23 protein-coding genes are annotated in these 22,387 nt (G+C 70.9%); 10 read left to right on the forward strand and 13 right to left on the reverse strand.

All coding sequences use genetic code 11. The features are described 5' to 3' along the window. Complete coding sequence (locus tag ACFVYA_RS17665) at window positions 1-1,191, reverse strand: RtcB family protein (RefSeq protein WP_387046134.1); 1,191 nt, start codon at window positions 1,189-1,191, stop codon at window positions 1-3. Window positions 1,192-1,357: 166 nt separating this feature from the next. Between ACFVYA_RS17665 and ACFVYA_RS17670 the strand changes: the two genes are divergently transcribed. Continuing rightward, window positions 1,358-2,836 (forward strand): M48 family metalloprotease, encoded by a 1,479-nt coding sequence (locus tag ACFVYA_RS17670; protein WP_387046136.1) that lies wholly within the window; start codon window positions 1,358-1,360, stop codon window positions 2,834-2,836. Between the two features lie 9 nt (window positions 2,837-2,845). Continuing rightward, a complete protein-coding gene (locus ACFVYA_RS17675; RefSeq protein ID WP_387046138.1) occupies window positions 2,846-3,943 on the forward strand; it encodes a DUF4034 domain-containing protein in 1,098 nt (365 codons plus the stop codon). A gap of 50 nt (window positions 3,944-3,993) precedes the next feature. Here ACFVYA_RS17675 and ACFVYA_RS17680 read toward each other — a convergent pair whose 3' ends face one another. Then, window positions 3,994-5,034, reverse strand: a complete 1,041-nt coding sequence (locus ACFVYA_RS17680) for an aspartate-semialdehyde dehydrogenase (protein ID WP_387046140.1) — start codon at window positions 5,032-5,034, stop codon at window positions 3,994-3,996. Then, complete coding sequence (locus tag ACFVYA_RS17685; protein ID WP_285987070.1) at window positions 5,034-6,299, reverse strand: aspartate kinase; 1,266 nt, start codon at window positions 6,297-6,299, stop codon at window positions 5,034-5,036. Before ACFVYA_RS17685 ends, ACFVYA_RS17680 begins: the two co-directional genes overlap by 1 nt. 228 nt (window positions 6,300-6,527) lie before the next feature. Between ACFVYA_RS17685 and ACFVYA_RS17690 the strand changes: the two genes are divergently transcribed. Continuing rightward, the gene (locus ACFVYA_RS17690; protein ID WP_387046143.1) at window positions 6,528-7,118 is read left to right on the forward strand and encodes a nitroreductase family protein; all 591 of its coding nucleotides are present in this window, start codon (window positions 6,528-6,530) and stop codon (window positions 7,116-7,118) included. Here ACFVYA_RS17690 and ACFVYA_RS17695 read toward each other — a convergent pair. Continuing rightward, window positions 7,113-7,478, reverse strand: a complete 366-nt coding sequence (locus ACFVYA_RS17695) for a hypothetical protein (protein WP_387046145.1) — start codon at window positions 7,476-7,478, stop codon at window positions 7,113-7,115. The genes ACFVYA_RS17690 and ACFVYA_RS17695 overlap by 6 nt on opposite strands. 283 nt (window positions 7,479-7,761) lie before the next feature. Between ACFVYA_RS17695 and leuA the strand changes: the two genes are divergently transcribed. Both leuA and ACFVYA_RS17705 read left to right on the forward strand, forming a co-directional pair. After that, on the forward strand, window positions 7,762-9,522 hold the full coding sequence (gene leuA, locus ACFVYA_RS17700) for a 2-isopropylmalate synthase (RefSeq protein WP_285987073.1): 1,761 nt from the start codon (window positions 7,762-7,764) through the stop codon (window positions 9,520-9,522). Window positions 9,523-9,525: 3 nt separating this feature from the next. Next, entirely contained in the window at window positions 9,526-10,503 is a 978-nt protein-coding gene (locus ACFVYA_RS17705) for a helix-turn-helix transcriptional regulator (protein ID WP_387046148.1), read from the forward strand. Here the strand turns inward: ACFVYA_RS17705 and ACFVYA_RS17710 are convergent. After that, window positions 10,494-11,396, reverse strand: coding sequence for an SDR family oxidoreductase (locus ACFVYA_RS17710; RefSeq protein WP_387046150.1), 903 nt, complete (start codon window positions 11,394-11,396; stop codon window positions 10,494-10,496). The two genes, ACFVYA_RS17705 and ACFVYA_RS17710, sit on opposite strands and share 10 nt — an antisense overlap. A gap of 130 nt (window positions 11,397-11,526) precedes the next feature. Between ACFVYA_RS17710 and ACFVYA_RS17715 the strand changes: the two genes are divergently transcribed. Next, on the forward strand, window positions 11,527-12,078 hold the full coding sequence (locus ACFVYA_RS17715) for a DedA family protein (RefSeq protein WP_387046152.1): 552 nt from the start codon (window positions 11,527-11,529) through the stop codon (window positions 12,076-12,078). On the opposite strand, the gene ACFVYA_RS17720 is transcribed toward ACFVYA_RS17715, so the two are convergent. Next, entirely contained in the window at window positions 12,065-12,679 is a 615-nt protein-coding gene (locus ACFVYA_RS17720; RefSeq protein ID WP_387046154.1) for a peroxiredoxin-like family protein, read from the reverse strand. The genes ACFVYA_RS17715 and ACFVYA_RS17720 overlap by 14 nt on opposite strands. A 58-nt stretch (window positions 12,680-12,737) precedes the next feature. Here ACFVYA_RS17720 and ACFVYA_RS17725 point away from each other — a divergent pair, with 58 nt between their 5' ends. Then, window positions 12,738-13,340 carry a TetR/AcrR family transcriptional regulator gene (locus ACFVYA_RS17725; protein WP_387046156.1) on the forward strand — a complete coding sequence of 201 codons (603 nt, stop codon included), beginning with the start codon at window positions 12,738-12,740 and terminating at the stop codon, window positions 13,338-13,340. Here the strand turns inward: ACFVYA_RS17725 and ACFVYA_RS17730 are convergent. Then, window positions 13,330-14,289 carry a LysR family transcriptional regulator gene (locus ACFVYA_RS17730; RefSeq protein WP_387046158.1) on the reverse strand — a complete coding sequence of 320 codons (960 nt, stop codon included), beginning with the start codon at window positions 14,287-14,289 and terminating at the stop codon, window positions 13,330-13,332. The genes ACFVYA_RS17725 and ACFVYA_RS17730 overlap by 11 nt on opposite strands. Window positions 14,290-14,375: 86 nt before the next feature. Between ACFVYA_RS17730 and ACFVYA_RS17735 the strand changes: the two genes are divergently transcribed. Then, window positions 14,376-15,269 carry an EamA family transporter gene (locus tag ACFVYA_RS17735; RefSeq protein WP_387046160.1) on the forward strand — a complete coding sequence of 298 codons (894 nt, stop codon included), beginning with the start codon at window positions 14,376-14,378 and terminating at the stop codon, window positions 15,267-15,269. On the opposite strand, the gene ACFVYA_RS17740 is transcribed toward ACFVYA_RS17735, so the two are convergent. Further along, window positions 15,266-15,910, reverse strand: a complete 645-nt coding sequence (locus ACFVYA_RS17740; protein WP_387046162.1) for a DedA family protein — start codon at window positions 15,908-15,910, stop codon at window positions 15,266-15,268. The genes ACFVYA_RS17735 and ACFVYA_RS17740 overlap by 4 nt on opposite strands. Window positions 15,911-16,148: 238 nt before the next feature. Then, window positions 16,149-16,580, reverse strand: coding sequence for a YybH family protein (locus ACFVYA_RS17745; RefSeq protein ID WP_387046164.1), 432 nt, complete (start codon window positions 16,578-16,580; stop codon window positions 16,149-16,151). 79 nt (window positions 16,581-16,659) lie between these two features. On the opposite strand from ACFVYA_RS17745, the gene ACFVYA_RS17750 reads away from it, so the two are divergent. Both ACFVYA_RS17750 and ACFVYA_RS17755 read left to right on the forward strand, forming a co-directional pair. Beyond that, the gene (locus tag ACFVYA_RS17750) at window positions 16,660-17,016 is read left to right on the forward strand and encodes a YciI family protein (protein ID WP_387046166.1); all 357 of its coding nucleotides are present in this window, start codon (window positions 16,660-16,662) and stop codon (window positions 17,014-17,016) included. Continuing rightward, window positions 17,013-18,209 carry an RNA polymerase sigma factor gene (locus ACFVYA_RS17755; RefSeq protein ID WP_387046168.1) on the forward strand — a complete coding sequence of 399 codons (1,197 nt, stop codon included), beginning with the start codon at window positions 17,013-17,015 and terminating at the stop codon, window positions 18,207-18,209. Before ACFVYA_RS17750 ends, ACFVYA_RS17755 begins: the two co-directional genes overlap by 4 nt. Window positions 18,210-18,255: 46 nt before the next feature. Here the strand turns inward: ACFVYA_RS17755 and ACFVYA_RS17760 are convergent, their stop codons facing one another. The 4 genes from ACFVYA_RS17760 to ACFVYA_RS17775 are packed head-to-tail and all read right to left on the reverse strand — an operon-like array spanning window position 18,256 to window position 22,294. Next, complete coding sequence (locus ACFVYA_RS17760) at window positions 18,256-19,368, reverse strand: ABC transporter ATP-binding protein (protein ID WP_387046170.1); 1,113 nt, start codon at window positions 19,366-19,368, stop codon at window positions 18,256-18,258. Continuing rightward, entirely contained in the window at window positions 19,365-20,360 is a 996-nt protein-coding gene (locus tag ACFVYA_RS17765; RefSeq protein ID WP_285987086.1) for an ABC transporter ATP-binding protein, read from the reverse strand. Before ACFVYA_RS17765 ends, ACFVYA_RS17760 begins: the two co-directional genes overlap by 4 nt. A gap of 6 nt (window positions 20,361-20,366) precedes the next feature. Next, a complete protein-coding gene (locus ACFVYA_RS17770) occupies window positions 20,367-21,296 on the reverse strand; it encodes an ABC transporter permease (RefSeq protein ID WP_285987087.1) in 930 nt (309 codons plus the stop codon). After that, window positions 21,293-22,294, reverse strand: a complete 1,002-nt coding sequence (locus ACFVYA_RS17775; protein ID WP_387046174.1) for an ABC transporter permease — start codon at window positions 22,292-22,294, stop codon at window positions 21,293-21,295. Before ACFVYA_RS17775 ends, ACFVYA_RS17770 begins: the two co-directional genes overlap by 4 nt. Window positions 22,295-22,387 lie beyond the last annotated feature (93 nt).

The following is a 22,387-nucleotide window of genomic DNA, read 5'->3' on the forward strand; positions in this document are numbered from 1 at the left end:
TCAGCCCTTGACGCAGACCACCTGCTTGAGGTGCGCCACCACCTCGACCAGGTCCGTCTGCGCGCGGATCACCGTTTCGATGTCCTTGTAAGCCGCCGGGATCTCGTCGACCACGCCGGAGTCCTTGCGGCACTCGACGCCGGCCGTCTGCGCCGCGAGGTCGTCGGCGGTGAACAGCTTCTTGGCCTTGGTGCGCGACATCCGCCGCCCGGCGCCGTGCGAAGCCGACTGGAACGACGAGTCGTTGCCCAGCCCGCGGACGATGTACGAACCGGTCCCCATGCTGCCCGGGATGATCCCGAGGTCACCCGATCCGGCGCGGATCGCGCCCTTCCGGGTGACGAGCAGCTCGACGCCGTCGTAGGTCTCTTCGGCGACGTAGTTGTGGTGGCACGAGATCGCGTCGTCGAAGGTCGTGCCCGGCACGACGTCCGCGAGCGCCAGCTTCACCAGCGCGACCATCGTGGCCCGGTTGCGCGCCGCGTAGTCCTGCGCCCAGAACAGATCGCGCCGGTACGCCTGCATCTCCGGCGTGCCCGCGACGAACACGGCGAGATCGGGGTCGGGCAGGTCGGCGTTGTGCGGGAGCTTGCGCGCGACGGCCATGTGCCGCTCGGCCAGCTCCTTGCCGATGTTGCGCGAACCCGAATGCAGCATCAGCCAGACCCGGCCCTCGTCGGCACCGCCCTGCTCGAGGCAGACCTCGATGAAGTGGTTCCCGCCGCCGAGGCTCCCGATCTGCCGCGCGGCCCGGTCGTGCAGCTCCTGGACGCCGGTGTGCAGCTCGCCGAACTGCTTCCAGAAGGCGTCCCAGCCGCCGACGCCGTGCACCTTCGCCGGGTTCACGGGCGTCTTGTGCAGCCCGAAACCGACGGGCACGGCGCTTTCGATGCGCCGGCGCAGCTTCCCGAGGTCGTCGGGCAGATCGCTCGCGGTGAGCGACGTCCGGACGGCGCTCATCCCGCACCCGATGTCGACCCCGACCGCGGCGGGCGAGACGGCGTCGCGCATGGCGATGACACTGCCGACGGTGGCGCCCTTGCCGTAGTGGACATCGGGCATCACGGCGACACCGTGCACCCACGGCAGGTTCGCGACGTTGTGCAGCTGCCGCATGGCCTGGTCTTCGACCGACGCGGGATCCGCCCACATCCGGATCGGGACGCGGGCCCCTTCGACAGCGGTGTACATGGTGTTCCTTCCCTCGACTTGCTTGTGGTGCCCAGGATCCCCCGCCACCCCGGGAACAACCAAAGCGTTTTCTTTCGTGAGCGAAAAGAAATCCGCCGGCCGCGGTCCGTCGGGCAGAATGAGCCGACCGTCCGGGGAGGACGGTCCGGGGAGGAATCGATCCATCGTGAGAACTTCGTGGCGCGCGCTCGTCGCGGTCGCCCTGCTGGCCGGGTTCCCGGTCCTGGTGTTCCTGGTCGTCGGCGGCCTGGCCGTGGCCGAATACTACTTTTTCCAGCACTCCGGGCTGCTGGCGATCAAGTTCGGCATCCTCGCGGTGCCGGTGTCGTTCGCCCTGCTCAAGGCCCTGTTCTCGATCGAGCGGGCCCGCGGTGAGGACCTGCCGGGCGTGCCGGTGACCCCGGAGGATCAGCCGGGGCTGTGGGCGCTCGTGCGCGAGCTCGCCGACGCCGTCGGCACCCGGCCACCGGACGCGATCACCCTGATCAGCGAGGTCAACGCGGGGGTCCGCGAGCGGACCGGGTGGCTCGGGCTGCGGGTGCGCCGGCGCGAGATGTTCATCGGGGCGCAGCTGCTCGCGGGCCTGCGCCACGACCAGCTGCGCGCTCTGCTCGGGCACGAGCTGGCCCACTACACCAACCGGGACACCCGGCTCGCCGGGCTGACCTACCGCGGCCGCCGGTCCATCGAGAAAGCGCTGACCGGGCTCGGTGGCGACGGCTGGTTCCAGGGCCTGATCCGGAAGCTGTTCGTGTGGTACGCGAAGCTCTACTTCTCGGTCTCCGCGGCGGTTTGCCGCCGCCAGGAGCTCGCCGCCGACGCCGCCTCGGCGCGGCTCGCCGGCACCGCGGCCGCCACCAGCGCCCTGCGCGAGGTGGCGGCGCTCGACGTCGCCTGGACCTTCTACCTCGACTGCTACGTCTCGCTCGGCTGGGACGCCGGGTACCTGCCCGACCGCCTGGCGGCCGGGTTCCGGTCGCTGCTCGCCGACGACGAGCGCTCCGGCGAACTCGACGAGGTCCGGCGGAACCCGCCGGACCGGGAGACGTCGCGCTACGACACGCACCCGGCGACGGCGGACCGGATCGCGGCGCTGGAAGCCCTTCCCCCGGCGCCGGTCCGGCCGGACGGCGCCCACCCGGCGAGTGAGATCCTGCGCGACCCCGCCGCGACCCTGGAGGCGGTCATGACCGACGGCCTTTCCCCCGCGGCGAAGGCCAAGCGGCGCCTCGACTGGGACACCCTTGTGGACGTCGGGCTCCGCCACAACAGCGCCCGGTTCGCCGCCGAAGTCCTCGCGGGCCGCACTTTGACCGAGGCGCTCGACCTGCTCGACGCGGGCCGCGGCGCCGAACTGGCCGATCCGGAGAGCAAGGCGCCGTCGTCGGCCGGACCGCGGGCGCAGCGGGAGTTCCTGGCCACGTCCGTCCGCAAGCGACTGTCCGTTGTGGTCACCCCGGCCCTGGTGGAGGCCGGGGTGGCGCGCTGGAAGCTGTCCTGGGCCGGCCCGGCCGAACTGGTCGTCGACGAGCCGCACGCCGGCGAGCTGCCCGCGGCCCTCGACGCCGCCGCGGCGGCCGATCCCGACACCGCCCCGCTACGCCGCCTCCTGGCCGCCGCCGGCGCGCTTCCCGTCCCGTCCTGAGGAGAACCGTTGCTTTCCCTGTTCAATTCGAAGCGCCGCAAAGCGGCCGTCGCGTTGGTCAAGGCCGCGCGCGCCCGCGGGACGAGCGTCAAGGACTACGCGAAGACGCTTTCCCCGGCGGAGCTCGCGCAGTACGTGCCCCAGGACGACAAGCCGAAGGCTGAGATGCCGGACGTCGCGCTGTGGGGCCTGCCGCCGGACGAGGAGGTGACGGCGGCGAAGTTCATCGCCGACGCCCGGTTGGCCGAAGCCGTCGCGGCCTACCGCGCCGGCGACTGGCAGCCGGGGGCCGCGCTGCTGGCGGACCTCGGCACCGACTGGGACCGCCGGACCCACGCCGTGCAGCAGCTCGGCGACGCCGCCGCGGACGACGACGGCCCGCTGAAGGCGTGGCAGGCGTCCGGCACCGCGGACGCGGCCGCCGTCCACGCGCAGGGCCTGGTCGCGCTGGCCTGGCAGATCCGCAGCTCGGCCACCGCCGAGCACGTCTCCCGCGAGCAGTGGGCCGGCTTCTTCCGGGTGCTCGACGACGCCGAAGCCGCGGCTCACACCGCGGCCGAAGCCGCGCCCGCGGACCCGACCCCGTGGGCCACGCTGCTCACCGTCGCCCGCGGGCGCCAGTACGAGAACGACGCCTTCCACGCGGTCTGGGCGGAGCTCGTGGCCCGCGGCCCGCTCCACCGGCCGGGGCACGAGCAGGCGCTGCAGTACTGGTGCGCGAAGTGGTCCGGCTCGCACGAGCGGATGTTCGCGTTCGCCGACGAAGCCGCGGCCAAGGCGCCGAAGCTCGCGGGCCTCACCCTCGTCGCCGCGCACGAAGCGGAGGACAAGGGGGTCGAGGCGTGGCGGAGCGACCGGACCAAGCGGGCGCTGGACGTCGTCGTGCCCTGGCTGGCTGGTGAAGACCGGGACCACCCGGCGAACCTGCGTGACCGCGCGTACGCGGCCAAGGCGCTGGTGGTGAACGGCCGCTGCGACGAGGCCGTCGAACAGTTCAAGGTGCTCGGCGAGCACGCGGACGCGCTCGTCTGGGCCTACGACGGCAAGCCGGTGTTCGAGTTCGTCAAGACGCGCTACCTGGCCTGCCACGGCGCTACCCGGCCCTGACGCACACGAAGGCCCCGCACCGGATCCGGTGCGGGGCCCCACTGTGGCCGTCAAAGCTGCTGGGCCACCAGTTCCGCGATCTGCACGGCGTTGAGCGCCGCGCCCTTGCGCAGGTTGTCGTTCGAGATGAACAACGCCAGCCCGCGGCCGCCCTCGACGCCCTGGTCGACGCGGATGCGGCCGACGTAGCTCGGGTCGTTGCCCGCCGCCTGCAGCGGGGTCGGGACCTCCGACAGCTCGACGCCCGGCGCGTGCGCCAGCAGCTCCGTCGCGCGCTCGACCGTCAGCGCCCGCTCGAATTCGGCGTTCACCGAGATCGAGTGGCCCGAGAACACCGGCACGCGCACGCAGGTACACGAGACGCCGAGACCCGGGATGCTCAGGATCTTGCGGCTCTCGTTGCGGAACTTCTTCTCCTCGTCCGTCTCCAGCTCGCCGTCGTCCACAATGGATCCGGCCATCGGCAGGACGTTGAACGCGATCGGCCGGACGTACTTCTCCGGCTTCGGGAACTCGATCGCCGCGCCGTCGTGGGTGAGCAGCGACGCGTGCTCGGCCGCCGCGCGCACCTGGCCCGCCAGCTCGTCGACGCCGGCCAGCCCGCTGCCGGACACCGCCTGGTACGTCGACGCGACCAGCCGGACCAGCCCGGCCTCGTCGTGCAGCGGCTTCAGCACCGGCATCGCGGCCATGGTGGTGCAGTTGGGGTTGGCGATGATTCCCTTCCGCGCTTCCTTGATGGCCTGCGGGTTGACTTCGCTGACGACCAGCGGCACGTCCGGGTCCATCCGGAACGCCGAGGAGTTGTCGATCACCGTCACGCCCGCCGCGGCGAACCGCGGTGCCTGCGCCTTCGACGTCGAGCCACCCGCCGAGAACAGCGCGATGTCCAAACCGGACGGATCGGCCGTCGACGCGTCCTCGATCGTGATTTCGGTGTCGCGCCACGGGAGCTTCGACCCCGCCGAGCGAGCCGAGGCGAAGTAGCGCAGCTCCGCGATCGGGAACTCCCGCTCCGCCAGCAGCTTGCGCATCACCGCACCGACCTGGCCGGTCGCGCCGACCACCCCGATCCGCAGCCCGTCCGCCATCAGCGACCACTCCCCGCGTAGACGACGGCTTCTTCGTCGCCGCCGAGTTCGAACGCCTCGTGGATCGCGCGCACGGCGTCGTCGAGCTGCGCGTCCCGGATCAGCACCGAGATGCGGATCTCCGAGGTGTTGATGATTTCGATGTTGACGCCGGCCTCGGCCAGCGCTTCGCAGAACGTCGCCGTGACACCCGGGTGCGAGCGCATCCCGGCGCCGACCAGCGACACCTTGCCGACGTGGTCGTCGTAGAGGACCGACTCGAAGCCGATCTCCGCCTTGACCTTTTCCAGTTCCTTGACGGCCTTGGCACCGTTGGCCTTCGACAGCGTGAACGTGATGTCCGTGCGGCCGGAGACGGTGCTGGACACGTTCTGCAGCACCATGTCGATGTCGATCTCGGCGTCGGCGATCACACGGAAGATCCGGGCCGCGGCACCGGTGTGGTCCGGCACCCCGGTGACCGTGATCTTGGCTTCGGAGCGGTCGTGCGCCACACCGGTGATCAGGGCTTGTTCCACGGGGATCTCCTCGATAGAACCGGTCACCGTCGTGCCCGGCTTGTCACTGTAAGAAGAACGGACTCGGATGGGGACGCCGTAGCGGCGCGCGTACTCGACCGACCGCAGGTGCAGGATCTTCGACCCGCTCGCGGCGAGCTCGAGCATCTCTTCGTACGTGACGGTGTCGAGCTTGCGCGCGTCCGGCACCACCCGCGGGTCGGCGGTGTACACACCGTCCACATCGGAGTAGATCTCGCAGACGTCGGCGTTCAGCGCGGCGGCCAGCGCGACGGCGGTGGTGTCCGAGCCGCCGCGGCCCAGCGTGGTGATGTCCTTGGTGTCCTGCGCGACGCCCTGGAAGCCCGCCACCAGCGCGATGTAGCCCTGCTCGAGCGCCTCGGTGACCCGGCTCGGCGTGACGTCGATGATGCGCGCGTTGCCGTGCACCGACGTCGTGACGACGCCGGCCTGCGAACCGGTGAACGACCAGGCCTCGGCGCCCTGGGCCGCGATCGCCATCGCGACCAGCGAGTTCGAGATGCGCTCACCGGCGGTGAGCAGCATGTCCATCTCCCGCTCCGGCGGCGCCGGGTTGACCTGCTGCGCCAGGTCGAGCAGCTCGTCGGTGGTGTCACCCATCGCCGAGCAGACGACGACGACGTCGTTGCCCGCCTTCTTCGTCGCGACGATCCGCTCCGCCACGCGCTTGATCCGGTCGGCACTTTCCAGCGACGATCCGCCGTACTTCTGGACCACGAGGGCCACGCCCGAACCTCCTCGCGGGCCGGGCGGCTCCCTGGTGGGCACCGGAGAGCCCCCGCGTCCCATGATTTGAACAGGAGCCTACCGGGGCTTCGGCGGCCCGCCACCCTCTTGACGTGGGGCGGACCTCTCCGGTTGGTGTCGCGGAAGTAAATCTTCCGCAACACCAACGAAATGCGCGGAGCCCTTCCTTCCGAGTGATGCACAGCACTCGGAGGTACCGTCTTGAGCGTGCGGAAACCAGCTGTGACGAGCGTCCCGATCGCAACCCTGATGGCGGAGCGGTGGAGCCCGCGGGCTTACGACGAGTCGGCCGAAGTCACCCCGGAACAGGTGACGGCCCTGCTCGAGGCGGCCCGCTGGGCGCCGTCGTTCGGCAACACCCAGCCGGCCCGCTACCTGGTCGGCGTCCGCGGCACGCCCGCGTTCGACGCGATCCTGGCGACGCTCAATTCGGGCAACCAGGCCTGGGCGCACCGCGCGAGCCTGCTGCTGATCGGCGTGATGGTGACGACGAACGAGAAGGGCGACGTCCCCTATGCCGAGTACGGGCTCGGGCTGGCTTCGGAGAACCTGGTGCTGCAGGCGGTCGAGCTGGGCTTGATCGCGCACCAGATGGCGGGCTTTTCCCCGGACGATGTCCGGGCGGCCTTCGCCCTCCCGGAGGCCGCGGTCCCGAAGGTCGCGATCGCGGTGGGCTCGCCCGCGTCGCCGGACGTCCTGGAGGAGGACTGGCGGATCGAGCGCGAGAAGGCCGACCGGGTGCGGCTGCCGCTGGCGGAGTTCGCGTTCACCGATTCCTGGGGCAAGCCGGCGCTATGACGCCCCACCCACACGGCGGATGACCTTGGCCAGGATCCCCGACACGACCATCCAGAAGACGGCCGCGATGCCGTAGTTCACCAGGACCCGGAGCTTTGCGTCACTCGGCGTGAACAGGTCGCTGAAGCCCAGCGCCAGGCTGTCCGCCCAGGACTTGACGAACGAGACGATGCCGTTGTCCGGGTTCGCCGAGCCGACCGTGAAGATCACGTGGATCACCAGGAACGCGGCGAAGACCAGCCCGACCCAGCGAACGATCGACGCCACCAGCGAGGCGACCTTGCCCCGCCTCTCGCGCCAGTCGACGGCGGCGCGACGGGAGACGCGGGTCTCCTCCGACGACTCTGCGTGCTCACCCATGCCCGCAGTTTCGCACGGCGACACCCCGAACGCTACCCACAAGTAACCGTTCTGGGGAACACAGCGGCGCGCAGCGCCTCCGTTGAGGGCGGTGGTGGGGGCATGGATGGGCACAGTTGGATTGCGGCCCGGCTTCCCTCCGCCCGCGCTCCCTGGTTATGGTGGAGCCGTGGCGCGTGCTCTCCTGCTTCGCTGCCGCGACGGGGCCTGACCGGACCGGCTCCCCGTCGCGGGGCTTCGTGGTGCCGGTCGCACCCGTCGATCTGGAGACACCCCCAATCCCATGAGCAAGATCCGCAAACCCTCTCGCACCGCGCCCGCTGACCAGCCCGCCTGGAACACCCAGCGCGGCACGTCCATGCCGGTCCACCGCTACCGCCCCTGGTACGACCTGGTCGAGAACATCGACCTGCCCGACCGCACCTGGCCCGAGAAGCGCATCGAGCGCGCGCCGCTGTGGTGCGCCGTCGACCTGCGGGACGGCAACCAGGCCCTGATCGACCCGATGTCGCCCGCGCGCAAGCGCAAGTTCTTCGACCTGCTCGTCCGCATGGGCTACAAGGAGATCGAGGTCGGCTTCCCGGCCGCGTCCCAGACCGACTTCGACTTCGTCCGCGAGATCATCGAAGAGCACGCCATCCCGGACGACGTCAGCATCCAGGTGCTGACCCAGTGCCGTCCCGAGCTGATCGAGCGGACGTTCAAGTCGCTCGAAGGCGCGCCGCGGGCCATCGTCCACATCTACAACTCGACGTCGATCCTGCAGCGCCGCGTGGTCTTCCGCGAAGAGCGCGAGGGCATCAAGAAGATCGCGACGCAGGCCGCGGAAATGGTCGTCGAGCTGGCCGCGAAGCAGCCGGACACCGACTTCCGGTTCCAGTACTCGCCCGAGTCCTACACCGGCACCGAGCTGTCCTACGCGCTCGAGGTCTGCAACGCCGTCACCGAAATCTGGCGGCCGACGCCGGAGAAGCCGGTGATCCTGAACCTGCCGGCGACCGTCGAAATGGCCACCCCGAACGTCTACGCCGACTCGATCGAGTGGATGTCCCGGAACCTGGAGCGCCGCGACTCGGTGATCCTGTCGCTGCACCCGCACAACGACCGCGGCACCGGCATCGCGGCGGCCGAGCTGGGCTACCAGGCCGGCGCCGACCGGATCGAGGGCTGCCTGTTCGGCAACGGCGAGCGCACCGGCAACGTCGACCTGGTCGCGCTGGGCATGAACCTCTACAGCCAGGGCATCGACCCCCAGATCGACTTCTCCGACATGGACGAGATCAAGCGGACGGTCGAGTACTGCAACCAGCTGCCGGTCGGCGAGCGCTCGCCGTGGGGCGGCGACCTGGTGTTCACGGCCTTCTCGGGCAGCCACCAGGACGCGATCAACAAGGGCCTCGACGCGCTGAAGGACGCCGCCGACAAGGCGGGCGTCCCGATCGACGAGTACCCGTGGGAGGTCCCGTACCTGCCGATCGACCCGAAGGACGTCGGCCGCACGTACGAGGCCGTGATCCGGGTGAACTCGCAGTCCGGCAAGGGCGGCGTCGCCTACATCATGAAGGCCGAGCACCAGCTCGACCTGCCGCGGCGGCTGCAGATCGAGTTCTCGAAGGTCATCCAGCGCTACACCGACACCGAGGGCGGCGAGGTCGACCCGGCCACGATGTACAACGCCTTCTCGGCCGAGTACCTGGAGCTGAAGACGCCGCTGGAGCTGGTCCGCCAGCACGTGCGCGACAACGGCGACGGCGAGTACGACATCACCGCGACCGTCCGCGTGGAGGGTGACGAGCACGAGGTCACCGGCCGCGGCAACGGCCCGATCGCGGCGTTCTTCGACGCGCTGTCGACCGTCGGGTACGACCTGCGCCTGCTGGACTACAGCGAGCACACGCTCTCCCCGGGCGACGACGCGCGCGCCGCGTCGTACATCGAGTGCGCGATCTCGGACCGGGTGTTCTGGGGCATCGGCATCGACCCGTCGATCGTCACGGCGTCGCTGCGCGCGGTCGTCTCGGCGGTGAACCGCGCCAACCGCTAGCCGGTGAAAGCCGAGCGGCTGGTCGCGCTGCTGTTCACGCTGCAACGGCGGCGCAGCGCGACCGCCGCCGAGCTCGCGGTGGAGCTCGGCGTCTCCGAGCGCACGATGCACCGCGACCTGGCGGCCCTGCGCGAGGCGGGCGTTCCGCTGTGGACGGAGCAAGGGCGGCACGGCGGCTTCCGCCTGGTCGACGGCTGGCGCTCCGGGCTCGACGGCCTCACCGCACGGGAGGCCGTCGCGCTGTTCGCGCTGGGCGTGCCGGACGCGCTCGCCGGGCTCGGTCTCGACACCGCGGGCAGCGCGGCGCGGGCGAAGGTGTCCGCGGGGATGCCTGCCGAGCTGCGGGAACACGCGGCTGTGGTGGCGGGCCGGTTCCACCTGGACGCGCCGGGCTGGTTCGGCTCCGCGGACGAGCCGCCGGCACTGGCGGCGGTGGCGCAGGCGGTGTGGTCGCAGCGGCGGGTCTCGGTGACGTACCGGCGCCGGGACAAGGTGGCGTCGCGGGAGCTGGAACCGCTGGGGCTCGTGCTGAAGGCCGGTGTTTGGTACCTGGTCGCGCGCGTGGTCCCGGACGACGCACTCCGGACGTATCGGGTCTCTCGGATCTTGAGTGTCTCGGTGCAGGAGGTCGCGTTCTCGCGACCGCCGGACTTCGACCTGGCCCGCTGGTGGCGGGCATCGTCGGCCACGTTCGAACAGGTCGCGCGGCCGCTGCGGGTGCGCGTCCGGCTCGACCGGACGGCGGTGCGGGAGCTGCGGCGCGTGTTCGGGGGCGAGCACCTGGCGGACACGGTGGTTTCGCTCGGGACGCCGGCTGCGGACGGCTGGGCCGAGGCCGAACTCGCGCTGGAAGACGACGAGATCGGCCTCGGCCAGCTGGTGGCGTTGAGCCCCGGGGTGGAGGTGCTGGAGCCGGTGGAGCTGCGGGCGGCGCTGGGCGCGATCGGCGCGGAACTGGCCGCCCGCAACGCTCAGCGGTAGCCGGTGGTGTCCGCGGGCTTTCCGGCGTCGGCCACCTCCACCATGTACCGCCAGGCGTCCGGACGGCTGCCGTCGACGTCGTCCACGCCGTACTCCTTCGCCAGCTGGCCGCTGTTCACCGTCTGCCCGGTCCACCGCCCCCGGTCCGGGTCCGCCGCCAGCGCCACCACCGTGCGGCCGCAGAACGTCGGCGTCTCCGAAATCGCGAAGTGCGGCACGCGCTCGCACGCGTCGCGCCAGTTCTCCTCCCTGACGCCGTAGATTTCCAGCATCGCCTCCGATCGCAGATAGCCCGGCGTGAAGGCCACCGCTGTCGCGCCGTGCGACGCCAGTTCGGCCGCCTCCCCGATCGCCAGCAGGTGCGCCGACGCCTTCGCCAGGTAGAACGGCAGCGAAGTGCCTTCGCGGTACTTCGCGTTGTACTCGGCCGTCCCGTCGGTCAGCTCGACGACCAGCCCGCCCGGCCGGCCGATCAGCAGCGGGAGCAGGAAGTGGCTGGTGATCAGGTGCGCGTCGATGCCGAGGCGGATCATCCGCAGGCCCGCGTCGAGGTCGTGCTCCCACACCGGCTTGCCCCAGCCCAGGTGCCGGTCACCGCCCCAGAGGCCGTCGACCAGGATGTCGAGGTGGTCGATCCGCTTGGCCAGCGCCTCGACCTCGTCCGGCACCAGGTGGTCGACGCGGATCGCTTCCGCTTGGCCACCCGCCCGCTCGATCAGCTCGGCCGTCTCCTCGATCGTCTCCGGCCGGTCCACTTCGGACCGTCCGGCGCGCGTCGTCCGGCCGGTCACGTACACGAAGGCGCCCGCGCGGCCCAGTTCGACGGCGATCGCCCGGCTCGCGCCGCGCGTCCCGCCCGCCACCAGGGCGACTTTTCCGGAAAGTTCGTTCATGCCGCCAGCCTCACGCCGAACCATGACAACTCCTGGCATGGTTTCGGCGAATCTGTGGACGACCTGTCGGGTTGCTGTGAGTACCGGGTGATCGGGAGTGCTTCGCGGCGGGCGGGCGGTTAATGGAGGTGTGGACGGATCGACGGCGGGGCTGCTGGTGCTGTTCGTCGTCTCGCTCGTGCCGCTGCTGCCGACCGAGGTGACGCTCCTCGGCATGGGCATCGCAGCAGCACAGGGCGGGACGTCGCTGGCGCTGGTGATCGCCGTGGCGAGTGCCGGGTGCCTGGCGTCCGACCAGGCGCTCTACGCCCTCGGCCGGTTCAGTGGCCGGGCGGCGCTGGACCGGCTGAGCCGGCGGCGGAAGATCGCCGCCGGCCTCGGCTGGCTCGACGGGCGGCTGCAGCGCCATCCCCGGCCGGTGCTGGTGGTCGCCCGCTGGCTGCCGTCGGGCGGGACGCTCGGCGCCCTCCTCGCCGGATCGCTCCGGTGGCCGATGGCGGAGTTCTTCACCGCCTCGGCCATCGGCGTCACACTCTGGACGTCCTACGTGGCCTTCCTCGGCTACGCGGGCGGCCGGATCGTCACCGAACCCGGGATCAGCCTGCTGCTCTCCCTGGCCGTGGCCCTGATCCTGGGTTCGGTGATCACCTACCGCGTGCGGCACAGCGTCAAAGCGACTTGACCACTTCGAGGATCGCCGCCGGCTCGGTGCGCGTGACGAAGTCCGGGTGGACGTCGATGAACCGGATCACCCGCTCGCGGTCGACCACGACGACCGCCGGGTGGACCAGCTCCCAGGTGCCGTTGACCTTCTCGAGGTCCGTGCCCAGCGTCTTCATGGCCTCGCGCACGACGTCGGAGACCGGATAGCTCAGCCCGAGCCCCCGCGCGACGGTGCTGCCCACGTCCGAAAGCACCGGGAACGCCAGGTCCGGCACCGAGCCGTCCGGCCGCTGCGGGCTGATCGCCGCCAGGGTCGCGCCGAACTTCGCCAGCTCGGGCAGCACTTCCTGCTGGTAGGTGCGCAGCGTCAGGTTGCAGTACGGGCACCACTGGCCGCGGTAGAACACGAGCACCGCCGGCCCGGCAGCCACCAGGTCGCCGAGGCTCGCCGGCACCCCGTCGGCGCCCGGCAGGGTGAAGTCTTCGATCTTGCCGCCCGCATCGGCGAACTCGGTCGCGGCGCCGCGGCGGCGGTCGGCTGCGAGGACCGCGAAGATCTCCGGCGGCAGCGCGCCGCGGGCGTGGTCGTAGACCCCGGTCAGGGCGTTCTCGAGCGTCATGGATCCCCCTAGCAGTTGTACTGATCGGTACATTGAAGTGGACTGTACTATCCGGTACATGGAGACGCAAGCGGCCACGACCCCGCGCGGCAGGCGGACCCGCGAGGCGATCGTCGACGCGGCGGCGACGCTGATGTACGTCGACGGCGTCGCGGGCACGAGCGTCGACAAGGTGCTCGCCGCGAGCGGGGCCGGGAAATCGCAGATGTACCACTACTTCAAGAACAAGGAACAGCTGGTCGGCGCGGTGATCGATCGCTACCTCGAGCAGATCCTCGGCAACCAGCCGGCGATCTTCACGCTGGCCTCCTGGGCCGATCTGGAGACGTGGACCGAGCAGCTGCTGGACGTCCACCGCCGCGCGGGCACGCCGATCGCCTGCCCGCTGGGCAACCTCGCCGGCGAAGTGGGCGACAACCCGAAGCTCGCACCGCTGGTCGACCAGGCCTACCGGACGTGGGAGTCCCATCTCGCGCGCGGGCTGAAAAACCTGCAGGAAAACGGCGAACTGGCCGCGAACGCCGATCCGGCGCGGCTGGCGCAGGCGGCGATGACGTCCGTCCAAGGTGGACTGCTGCTGGCGCACATCCGGCACGACCTCACCGCGCTGGAGGACGCCCTGGGCATCGCGCTGGCCTACCTGCGCGGCTTCAAGCCGTGAGCTGACCGACCTCCGCGCTCAGTTCCTCGATCACCTGGGCCACCGCCGGGCGCCGGCGGGCGCCCGTCCGGCAGACCGCTTCCACCAGGCGGGCCGCGCGGATGCCGGCGAGCGGCCGCCCCACCAGCCCGCTGCTGTGACATCCGGGGCTCCGCCCCGGGCCGGGGGCTCCGCCACCCGGACCCCCGCAAGACCCTGTGTCCATCGTGTACCGCGGCAGCAGCGCGATGCCGTGGCCGGCGGCGACCAGCCGCTCGGTGATCCGGAAGTCGTTGATCCGCTGCACCACGACCGGTCGCACGCCGGTGCGGATGGTCAGCGAGCGCAGCACGTCGTCCACCGGGAAGCCGAAGTCGACGCTGATCCAGCGTTCGTCCGCGAGGTCCGCCAGCTCCACGCGGGGCTGGTCCGCCAGGCGGTGCCCGGACGGCAGCGCGACGTCGAGCGGTTCGCGCAGCAGTGGCACCACCTCGAGGCGGCTCGAGGCGAACGCCGGCGCGTGCTCGTCGCGGTGCGCCACGACGATGTCGTAGTCCGCGACCAGGCCCGGCACCTCGGGCGGCGTCATGTCGACGTCCCGGACGTCGACCTCCAGACCGTCGTACCCGGCGACCCGGGTCAGCAGGCCCGGCAGCAGCATCAGGCCGGCCGACTGGAAGATCGCGATCCGCACCCGCCCGCGCGGCGAGCTGCGATAGGTGTCCAATTCGGACTCGGCCCGCTCGAGCGCGGCCAGCACCTCGTCGGCGCGGGCGACCAGCGCGCGGCCCGCGTCGGTCAGCCGCAGGCCGCGGCCCGCCGGCTCGGTGAGCGGCAGGCCGACCTCGCCCTGCAACGCGCGCAGCTGCTGCGAAACCGCCGACGGCGTGCAGTGCAGGGCCCGCGCGGCCGCCGTCACGCTCCCGCGGTCGGCGAACTCCCGCAGCGTGCGCAGCCGGCCCAGATCCATACCGCCACTGTAGTTGAAGCACCGCTACAAGGTTCCTGCAGATATTCTCGCTGGTCCTTCACGGTCCTCGTTGTCACAGTGGAGGCATGCCCGCCCGTGATCGCCTGCTCGCCGTGCTCGTCGCCGTCCTCTGGGGCCTCAACTTCCTGGCCATCCACGCCACGCTCGGCCAATTCCCGCCGGTGTTCGCGGGCGCGCTGCGGTTCGCCGTGATCGCCGTCCCGACGATCCTGTTCGTGCCGTGGCCGAAGGTGAAGGTGCGGCACCTGCTCGGCTACGGTCTCGGCTTCGGCACCGGGCAGTTCGCGTTCCTGTTCATCGCGATGGACACCGGGATGCCGACCGGGCTCGCGTCGCTGGTGCTGCAGGCGTCGGCGCCGTTCACGGTGCTCCTCGGCGCCGTCTTCCTTGGCGAACGCGTCACGCCGCACCAGCTGGCCGGCATCGCGCTGGCGGTGGCCGGGATGGCCGCGATCGCGTGGCAGCGGTCCGGGCACGCCGCGCTGCTGCCGATGATCCTGACGCTGCTGGCCGCGCTGAGCTGGGCGTTCGGCAACCTGAGCACGCGCCAAGCCAAGCCGGACAACCCGCTGCACTTCACGCTGTGGATGTCGGTGGTGCCGCCGCTGCCGATGTTCGCGCTCTCGCTGGTCATGGAGGGCCCGGCCGCGCAGTGGCGTTCGCTGGCGACGCTCGGGACCCCGGCCGGGCTGACCGCGCTGGGCGGGCTGACGTACGTGGTGCTGATCGGCACGGTCGTCGGATCGGGCCTGTGGACGACGCTGATGCGGCGCAATCCGGCCGGCGTGGTGTCGCCGTTTTCGCTGCTGGTGCCGGTGGTCGGGCTGACGGCGTCGTTCCTGCTGCTGGGCGAGCGGCCGACCTGGCTGGAGGTCGGCGCCGCCGTCGTCGTGATCGCCGGCGTGCTGCTCGGGTCCGTGCGACGGCCCGCGCGCAAGCCCGAGCTCGTCGCGGTTTAGGCCGCGGTCTCTTCCTGCTTTTCGCCTTCCGCTTCCGCGTGGTTGCGGCCGAGGCGCTTCTTCATGACGAAGAAGACGACGATGCCGATGACGATCGCGGCGAGCAGGCCGAACTTGGAGAACCGGCCGAGCCACTCTTCGGCGACCACGCCGAGGTAGTAGACGGCCGCGGTCGTGCCCCCGGCCCAGATGATGCCGCCGGCCGCGTTCGCCAGCAGGAACTTCGGGTAGTGCATCCGCAGCGACCCGGCGAGCGGGCCGGCGAGGATCCGCAGGAACGCGATGAACCGGCCGAGGAAGACCGCCCAGACCCCGCGTTTGTCGAAGATCCGTTCGGCGTTGGCGAGATGCGTCGGCCCGAAGTGCTTCGGGAATTTCCGGCCGGCCCAGGCGAACAGCCGTTGCCCGCCGGTTTTCCCGATGAAGTAGCCGATGCTGTCGCCGACGATGGCGCCGGCGCTGGCCAGGATGCCGATCCAGAGCGGGTTCAGGTTGCTGTGCTGCGAGGCCAGCAAAGCCGCGCTGACCAGCACGATTTCGCCGGGCAGCGGAATCCCGAGGCTCTCGATCATGATCACCGCACCGACGATCAGGTACACCGAGAGCGGCGGGATCGCCTCCAGCCATTGGTCGATGTGCACAGCCCGTACCCCCTGGTACCTATGTCCGGATCGGTGTTCGCTTTCCGCAGGGTACCGGGGGCCGTCCGCCCGGGGCGGCATCCTCAGGTATTGCCCGAGGTACGACTTTCGTCGGGGCCGGCCGGGTTGTCCACAGGATTCACCCCCATGTGGACAACTCCGGTGGATGGTTGCCGATCGGGCGGTTCTGCCGGGCTCTCGGCCACGCACCGAAGGCGTCGATGCAGCCGGCGAGCCCTCAGGGCTTCAGGTCCACCGCCGCCCGCATGGTCGCGTCCATGTGGAACGGCACCGAGTCGTGCACGTGGGTGATCCGCCACTCGCCGTCTTCCCGGCTGAAGCACACCGTCGAGCGGAACCACAGCGCGAACCCCCTCGGCGCGCCCTTCGGCGTCGTCGCCAGGCGGTTCAGTGCGTGCGCATACGCGATCTCTCCCCCGATCGTCACCTCGAGGTCGCGGGTCTCGTACTCGATCGGCCCCTCGAACGTCTCGAACCACGCCCGGCGCCCCTCGACGTCGATGACCTCCGCGCCGCGGTGCACCAGCGGGGGCGCCAACGTGAACGCGACGACGTCCGGGGCGTAGTGCGCTCCCAACGTCTCGGCGTCACGGGCCGCCATCGCCACCTCACGGGCCGCCATCAAGTCGTGGATCTGCTGCTCACTCATGCCATTCTCCTCAAGGTCGGTGCTTGCACTGGAGACGTAGGCGCCGCCCGGCGGATTTCGACACCTGGAGGTGGCGGACGTGAAATACGTGGTCCTGATCTACGGCAACCCCGGGTCGCGCGCGGCGTGGGAAGGCATGAGCGATGCGCAGCGGGCCGCCGGGCTGGCCCACTACCAGCAGCTCAACGACGATCTCGACGCCTCCGGCGAGCGGATCGTCTCCGAACGGCTCGCCTTCCCGGAGCTGGCCACGCGGATCGGGCCGATGGCGACCGACGGGCCCTTCGCCGAGGCCAAGGAGTTCCTCGCCGGCTTCTACCTGCTCGACTGCGAAAGCGAAGAACGCGCCCTCGAGATCGCGCGGCGGGTCCCGGAAGCCTCCTTCGGCGTGGTGGAGGTGCGGCCGGTGATGGGGCTGCACGGGCCGGAGCTGTGACCGACGTCGAACACCTGCTCCGCGAGCTCGCGCCGCAGGTCCTCGCCGCGCTGGTCCGGCGGTACGGCGGCTTCGATACCTGCGAGGACGCCGTGCAGGAGGCGCTGCTGGCCGCGTCCCAGCAGTGGCCGGCCGAAGGCGTCCCGGATCACCCGAAGGGGTGGCTGATCACGACGGCGTCCCGGCGCCGCATCGAGCAGTGGCGCAGTGACACCGCGCGGCAACGGCGTGAGGAAACCGTCGCGCTGGCCGAACCGCCCGCCTCCGAGCCGGTCAGCGGGGTCGACGACACCCTGACCTTGCTGCTGCTCTGCTGCCACCCGTCGCTGACGCCGCCGTCGCAGGTCGCGTTGACGCTGCGCGCGGTCGGCGGGCTGACGACCGCCGAGATCGCGCGGGCCTTCCTCGTCCCGGAAGCGACGATCGGCCAGCGGATCAGCCGTGCGAAACAGAAGCTCCGCGGCGAACGGCTCACCGCCGGGGAACGCCCCGAACGGCTGGCCGCGGTGTTGCAGGTGCTCTACCTGATCTTCACCGAGGGCCACACGGCCAGCTCGGGGGACGCGCTGAGCCGCGTCGAGCTGACGACCGAGGCGATCCGGCTGGTCCGGCAGTTGCGCGCGGAACTACCGGCCGACGGCGAGGTTGCCGGGCTGCTCGCCCTCATGCTGCTGACCGAGGCCCGGCGCCCGGCCCGCGTCGACGCGACCGGGGCGCTCGTCCCGCTGGCCGAGCAGGACCGCAGCCGCTGGAACCGGGCGTTCATCGACGAGGGCGTCGCGCTGATCACCCGGGCGCTGGCGACCGCGCCGGTGGGCCCGTACCAGCTGCAGGCGGCGATCGCCGCGGTCCACGACGAGGCCGCGACCGCCGAAGAGACCGATTGGGCCGAGATCCTCACGCTCTACGACCTGCTGCGGGTGGTGGCACCCGGCCCGATGGTGACGCTGAACCGGGCCGTGGCGTTCGCGCAGGTCCACGGCCCCGAGGCGGGACTGGCGGAGCTGTCGGAGCTGGCCGGGGACCCCGCTCTCGCGAACCACCACCGGGTCGAGGCGATCCGGGCGCACCTGCTGGAGCTGTCCGGGGACCCGGCCGGGGCCCGGGAGGCGTACTCGGCCGCCGCGCGGCGGACGCTGAGCCTGCCGGAACAGGCGTACCTGCAGTCGCGCGCCGCCAAGCTGGCGACGTGAAACGGCCGGCCGGGACAACGCCCGGCCGGCCGTTCTTTTCAGAGCTTCAGAGGATCTCGGCGGAGGTGCCGATGTCCGGCGGGCCCAGGTCGGGGTTGAGCGCCCCGGTCATTTCCACCAGCTCCGGCTTCACCTCGTGCGGCTGGATGCGCCCGTCGCGGATGTCCTCCGCGTAGTGGCACGCCACCCGGTGCCCGCCGCCGATCTCCCGCAGCTGCGGGCGGTCGGTGTCGCACAGGCTCGCCTGCTTCCACGGGCAGCGCGTGTGGAAGCGGCAGCCCGACGGCGGGTTCGCCGGCGACGGCAGGTCACCGGCGAGCAGGATCTGCTCGCGGGTGTCCTCGACCTGCGGGTCCGGCACCGGGATGGCCGACAGCAGCGCCCGCGTGTACGGGTGCAGCGGGTCCCGGTACAGCGAGTCCGCGTCGGTCTCCTCGACCAGCGCACCCAGGTACATCACGCCGATGCGGTCGGAGATGTGCCGCACCACCGCGAGGTCGTGCGCGATCACCACGTACGTCAGGCCGAGCTGGTCCTGCAGGTCCTCCAGCAGGTTCACCACCTGGGCCTGCACCGAAACGTCCAATGCGGACACCGGCTCGTCGGCGACGATCAGGTCCGGCTCCACGGCCAGCGCCCGCGCGATGCCGATGCGCTGGCGCTGGCCGCCCGAGAACTCGTGCGGGTACTTGCGCAGCGACGTCTCCGGGAGGCCGACCGCGGCCAGCAGCTGCCGAAGCCGCCGCTGGGTGGCGTCCTTGTCCTTGTCGAGGCCGTGCGCGTGCATGCCTTCGACCAGGATGGACTCGACCGACTGCCGCGGGTCCAAACTGGACATCGGGTCCTGGAAGATCATCTGCATCCGGCGCCGGGCCTTCCGCAGCTCCTCTCCCTTGAGCTGGGCGACATCGGTGCCGTCGAACTTCACGGAACCGGCGGTGGGCTCGTTCAGCCGCAGGATGGCACGGCCCAACGTGGACTTGCCGCAGCCCGATTCGCCCACCAGGCCGTAGGTTTCGCCCCGCCGGATGGCCAGGTCGACGCCGTCGACCGCGAACACGTGCCCGACCGTCCGGTCGAACACGACGCCGCTCTTGATCGGGAAGTGCACCTTGAGGTCGGTGACCTCGAGCAGCACGTCACCAGCAGGACGGGTCATCGGGTTCCTCCTCCCGCGGCGACCGCGGGCCGCACGGGGTTGTGACAGCGCAGCAGCCCGCCCAGGTCGGGCACCAGCTGCGGCTGGACCTCGCGGCAGACCGGCAGCGCGTTGGGGCACCGCGGCGCGAACGCGCACCCGTGGTCCCACGGGATGTTGTCGGACACCGAACCCCGGATCGGGATCAGCTTCTCGCCGCGGCCGGCGTCCAGCCGCGGGATCGAGGCGAGCAGGCCGTGCGTGTAGGGGTGCCGCGGCTCGGCGAACAGCTGGTGCCGCTGCGCCCGTTCGACGATCTTGCCGCCGTAGAGGACGTTGACCTCGTCGCACAGCCCGGCGACGACACCGAGGTCGTGCGTGATCATGATCAGCGCGGTCCCGGTGTCCTGCACCAGTTCCCGCAGCAGCGCCAGGATCTGCGCCTGGATGGTGACGTCGAGCGCGGTCGTCGGCTCGTCGGCGATGAGCAGCCGCGGGCGGCACGCCAGCGCGATCGCGATCAGCGCGCGCTGCCGCATCCCGCCGGAAAGCTGGTGCGGGTACTCGGAAAGCCGCCGGGACGGGTCGGGGATGCCGACCTTGTCCAGCAGGTCCACCGCTTCGACGGACGCCGCCTTGCGCGACATCCCGCGGTGGCGCTCCAGCACCTCGGTGATCTGCAGCCCGATCGGGATGACCGGGTTCAGCGAGGACAGCGGGTCCTGGAACACCATGCCGAGGTCGCGGCCGCGACGGTCGCGCATTTCCCGGTCGGACAGCTTGAGCAGGTCGGTGCCCTCGAAGCGCACCGAACCGCTGACCTTGTTGCCGCGCTTGGCCAGCAACCGCATGATCGCCAGTGACGTCACGGACTTGCCGCAGCCGGACTCGCCGACCAGGCCGACCGTCTGGCCCGGTTCGACGTCGAAGCTGACGTTGTCCACCGCGGTGAACGACTGCTCGCCACGGCGGACGAAATCGACTTTGAGATCACGGACCTCAAGGAGTGCCATGGGGGTTCACCGCCTGTTCTTCGGGTCGAGGGCTTCGCGGAGGGACTCGCCGAGCAGTGTGAACCCGAGCGCCACGATGATGATCGCGATCGCCGGGTAGTACGCCAGCTCGGGCCGGACGTCGAGGAACTGCCGGGCACCCTTGCTCAGCATGATGCCCCACTCCGCCCGGTTCGGGTCCGGGTCGCCCAGACCGAGGAACGACAGCGCCGCGGCCTCCAGGATGGCGGTCGCCAGGGTCAGCGTGGCCTGCACGATGACCGGGCCGAGCGAGTTCGGCAGCATGTGCCGGAACACGATCGCGCCGCGCTTCACGCCCAGCGACGTCGCCGCGAGGACGTGGTCGCTGCTGCGCTGCGTCAGCATCGACCCGCGCAGCAGCCGCGCGAAGATCGGCACCCCGATCATCGAGACGGCCAGGATCACCGTCCACTGGCTGGGCTTGGCGAACAGCGCCGCGACCGAGATGGCCAGCAGCAGCGACGGCACCGACAGCATCACGTCGACGAGTCGCATGAGGACGGTGTCGACCCAGCCGCCGAACGCGCCGGCGAGGCCGCCGATGACGACGCCGACGAGCACGCCGATCACCGTGGCGAGCACACCGACGAGAAGGGTGTTCTGCGCGCCCACGATCAGCCGCGACAGCTCGTCGCGGCCGAAGTCGTCCACGCCGAGCGGGAAACCCGGCTGAGGGCCGGGGATGATCCCCTGGCCGAGCGCGACCTGGCCCTGCAGGTAGCGCTCGAACGGGTCCTTGGGCGCGATCAGCGGCGCGAACACCGCCAGCAGCACGAACAGGCCGGTGATCGCGGCGCCGGTGATCGCCACCGGGCTGCGCAGCATCCGCCGCAGGGCTTCGCCGCCGAGGCTGCGCCCGCTCGCCGCCGCGAGCTTGTCGATCGGCTCTTTCTTCTTGTTCAGCAGAGTGTTCATCGCACACGCACCCTCGGGTCGATGATCCCGTACGAGACGTCGACCAGCATGTTCACCAGCACGTACACCAGCGCCCCGAAGAGCAGCAGCGCCTGCAGCCGGGGGTAGTCACGCCGTTCGATGCCTTCGGCCAGCAGGAACCCGAGGCCGCGGAAGTTGAACACGCGTTCGGTCAGCACCGCGCCGCCGAGCAGCGCGCCGGTCTGCAGGCCGATGGTGGTGACCACCGGCAGCAGGCCGTTGCGCAGCACGTGCCGCCGCCGGACGACGGGCTGCGTGAGGCCCTTCGAGTTGGCCGTGCGGATGAAGTCCTCGTTGAGCACTTCGAGCACCGACGCGCGGGTGATCCGGGTGATCACCGCGAGCGGGATGGTGGCGAGCGCGAACGCCGGGAGGATCAGGTGCCTGATCGCGTCCCAGACCGCGTCCCACTCGCTGGTCATGATGCCGTCGAGGATGGCGAAGTTGGTGATGGCGGTCGCGTCCAGCCCGGCGGTCTGCCGTCCCTGCGACGGCAGGCCCAGCGGCCCGGAGAGCAGGTCCTGCATCATGTAGCCGAGGAAGAAGACCGGGACCGCGACGCCGATCAGGGTCAGCACGATGATCACGTTGTCGGCGGCGCCGCCGCGGTAGCGGGCCGAAAGGTAACCCGCCGGGATGCCGATGACCACCGCGACGATCATCGCGGAAAGCCCCAGCTCGATGGTGGCCGGAAGGAACGTGCCGATCTCCGACATCACCGGCTGGGTGGAAACCAGTGAGGCGCCGAAGTCACCGGTGATCGCGCGGCCGAGGAACCTGAAGTACTGGAAGATGACCGGCTGGTCGAGGCCCAGCACGTGGTTGAGGTTGGCGATCTTCTCCGGCGTTGCCTTGTCGCCGAGGAGGGCGGCCGCGGGCCCTCCGGGCAGCGACCGTAGCCAGGCGAAGACCAGGATGGACAGGATGAGCAGCGTCGGGATCGCTTGTAGCAGCCGACGCAGGAGAAAACGGAGCACTTGGTGTCCTTTGGGGCCAGCCCGGGAGGTACGGGCATGGGGTGGGCGGGGGTGCGGCCCCCCCCTTCGCACGGGGCAGAACGACGTTGTCGG

Origin of the sequence: Amycolatopsis sp. NPDC058278 (assembly GCF_042881395.1) — a bacterium.
GTDB lineage: Bacteria > Actinomycetota > Actinomycetes > Mycobacteriales > Pseudonocardiaceae > Amycolatopsis.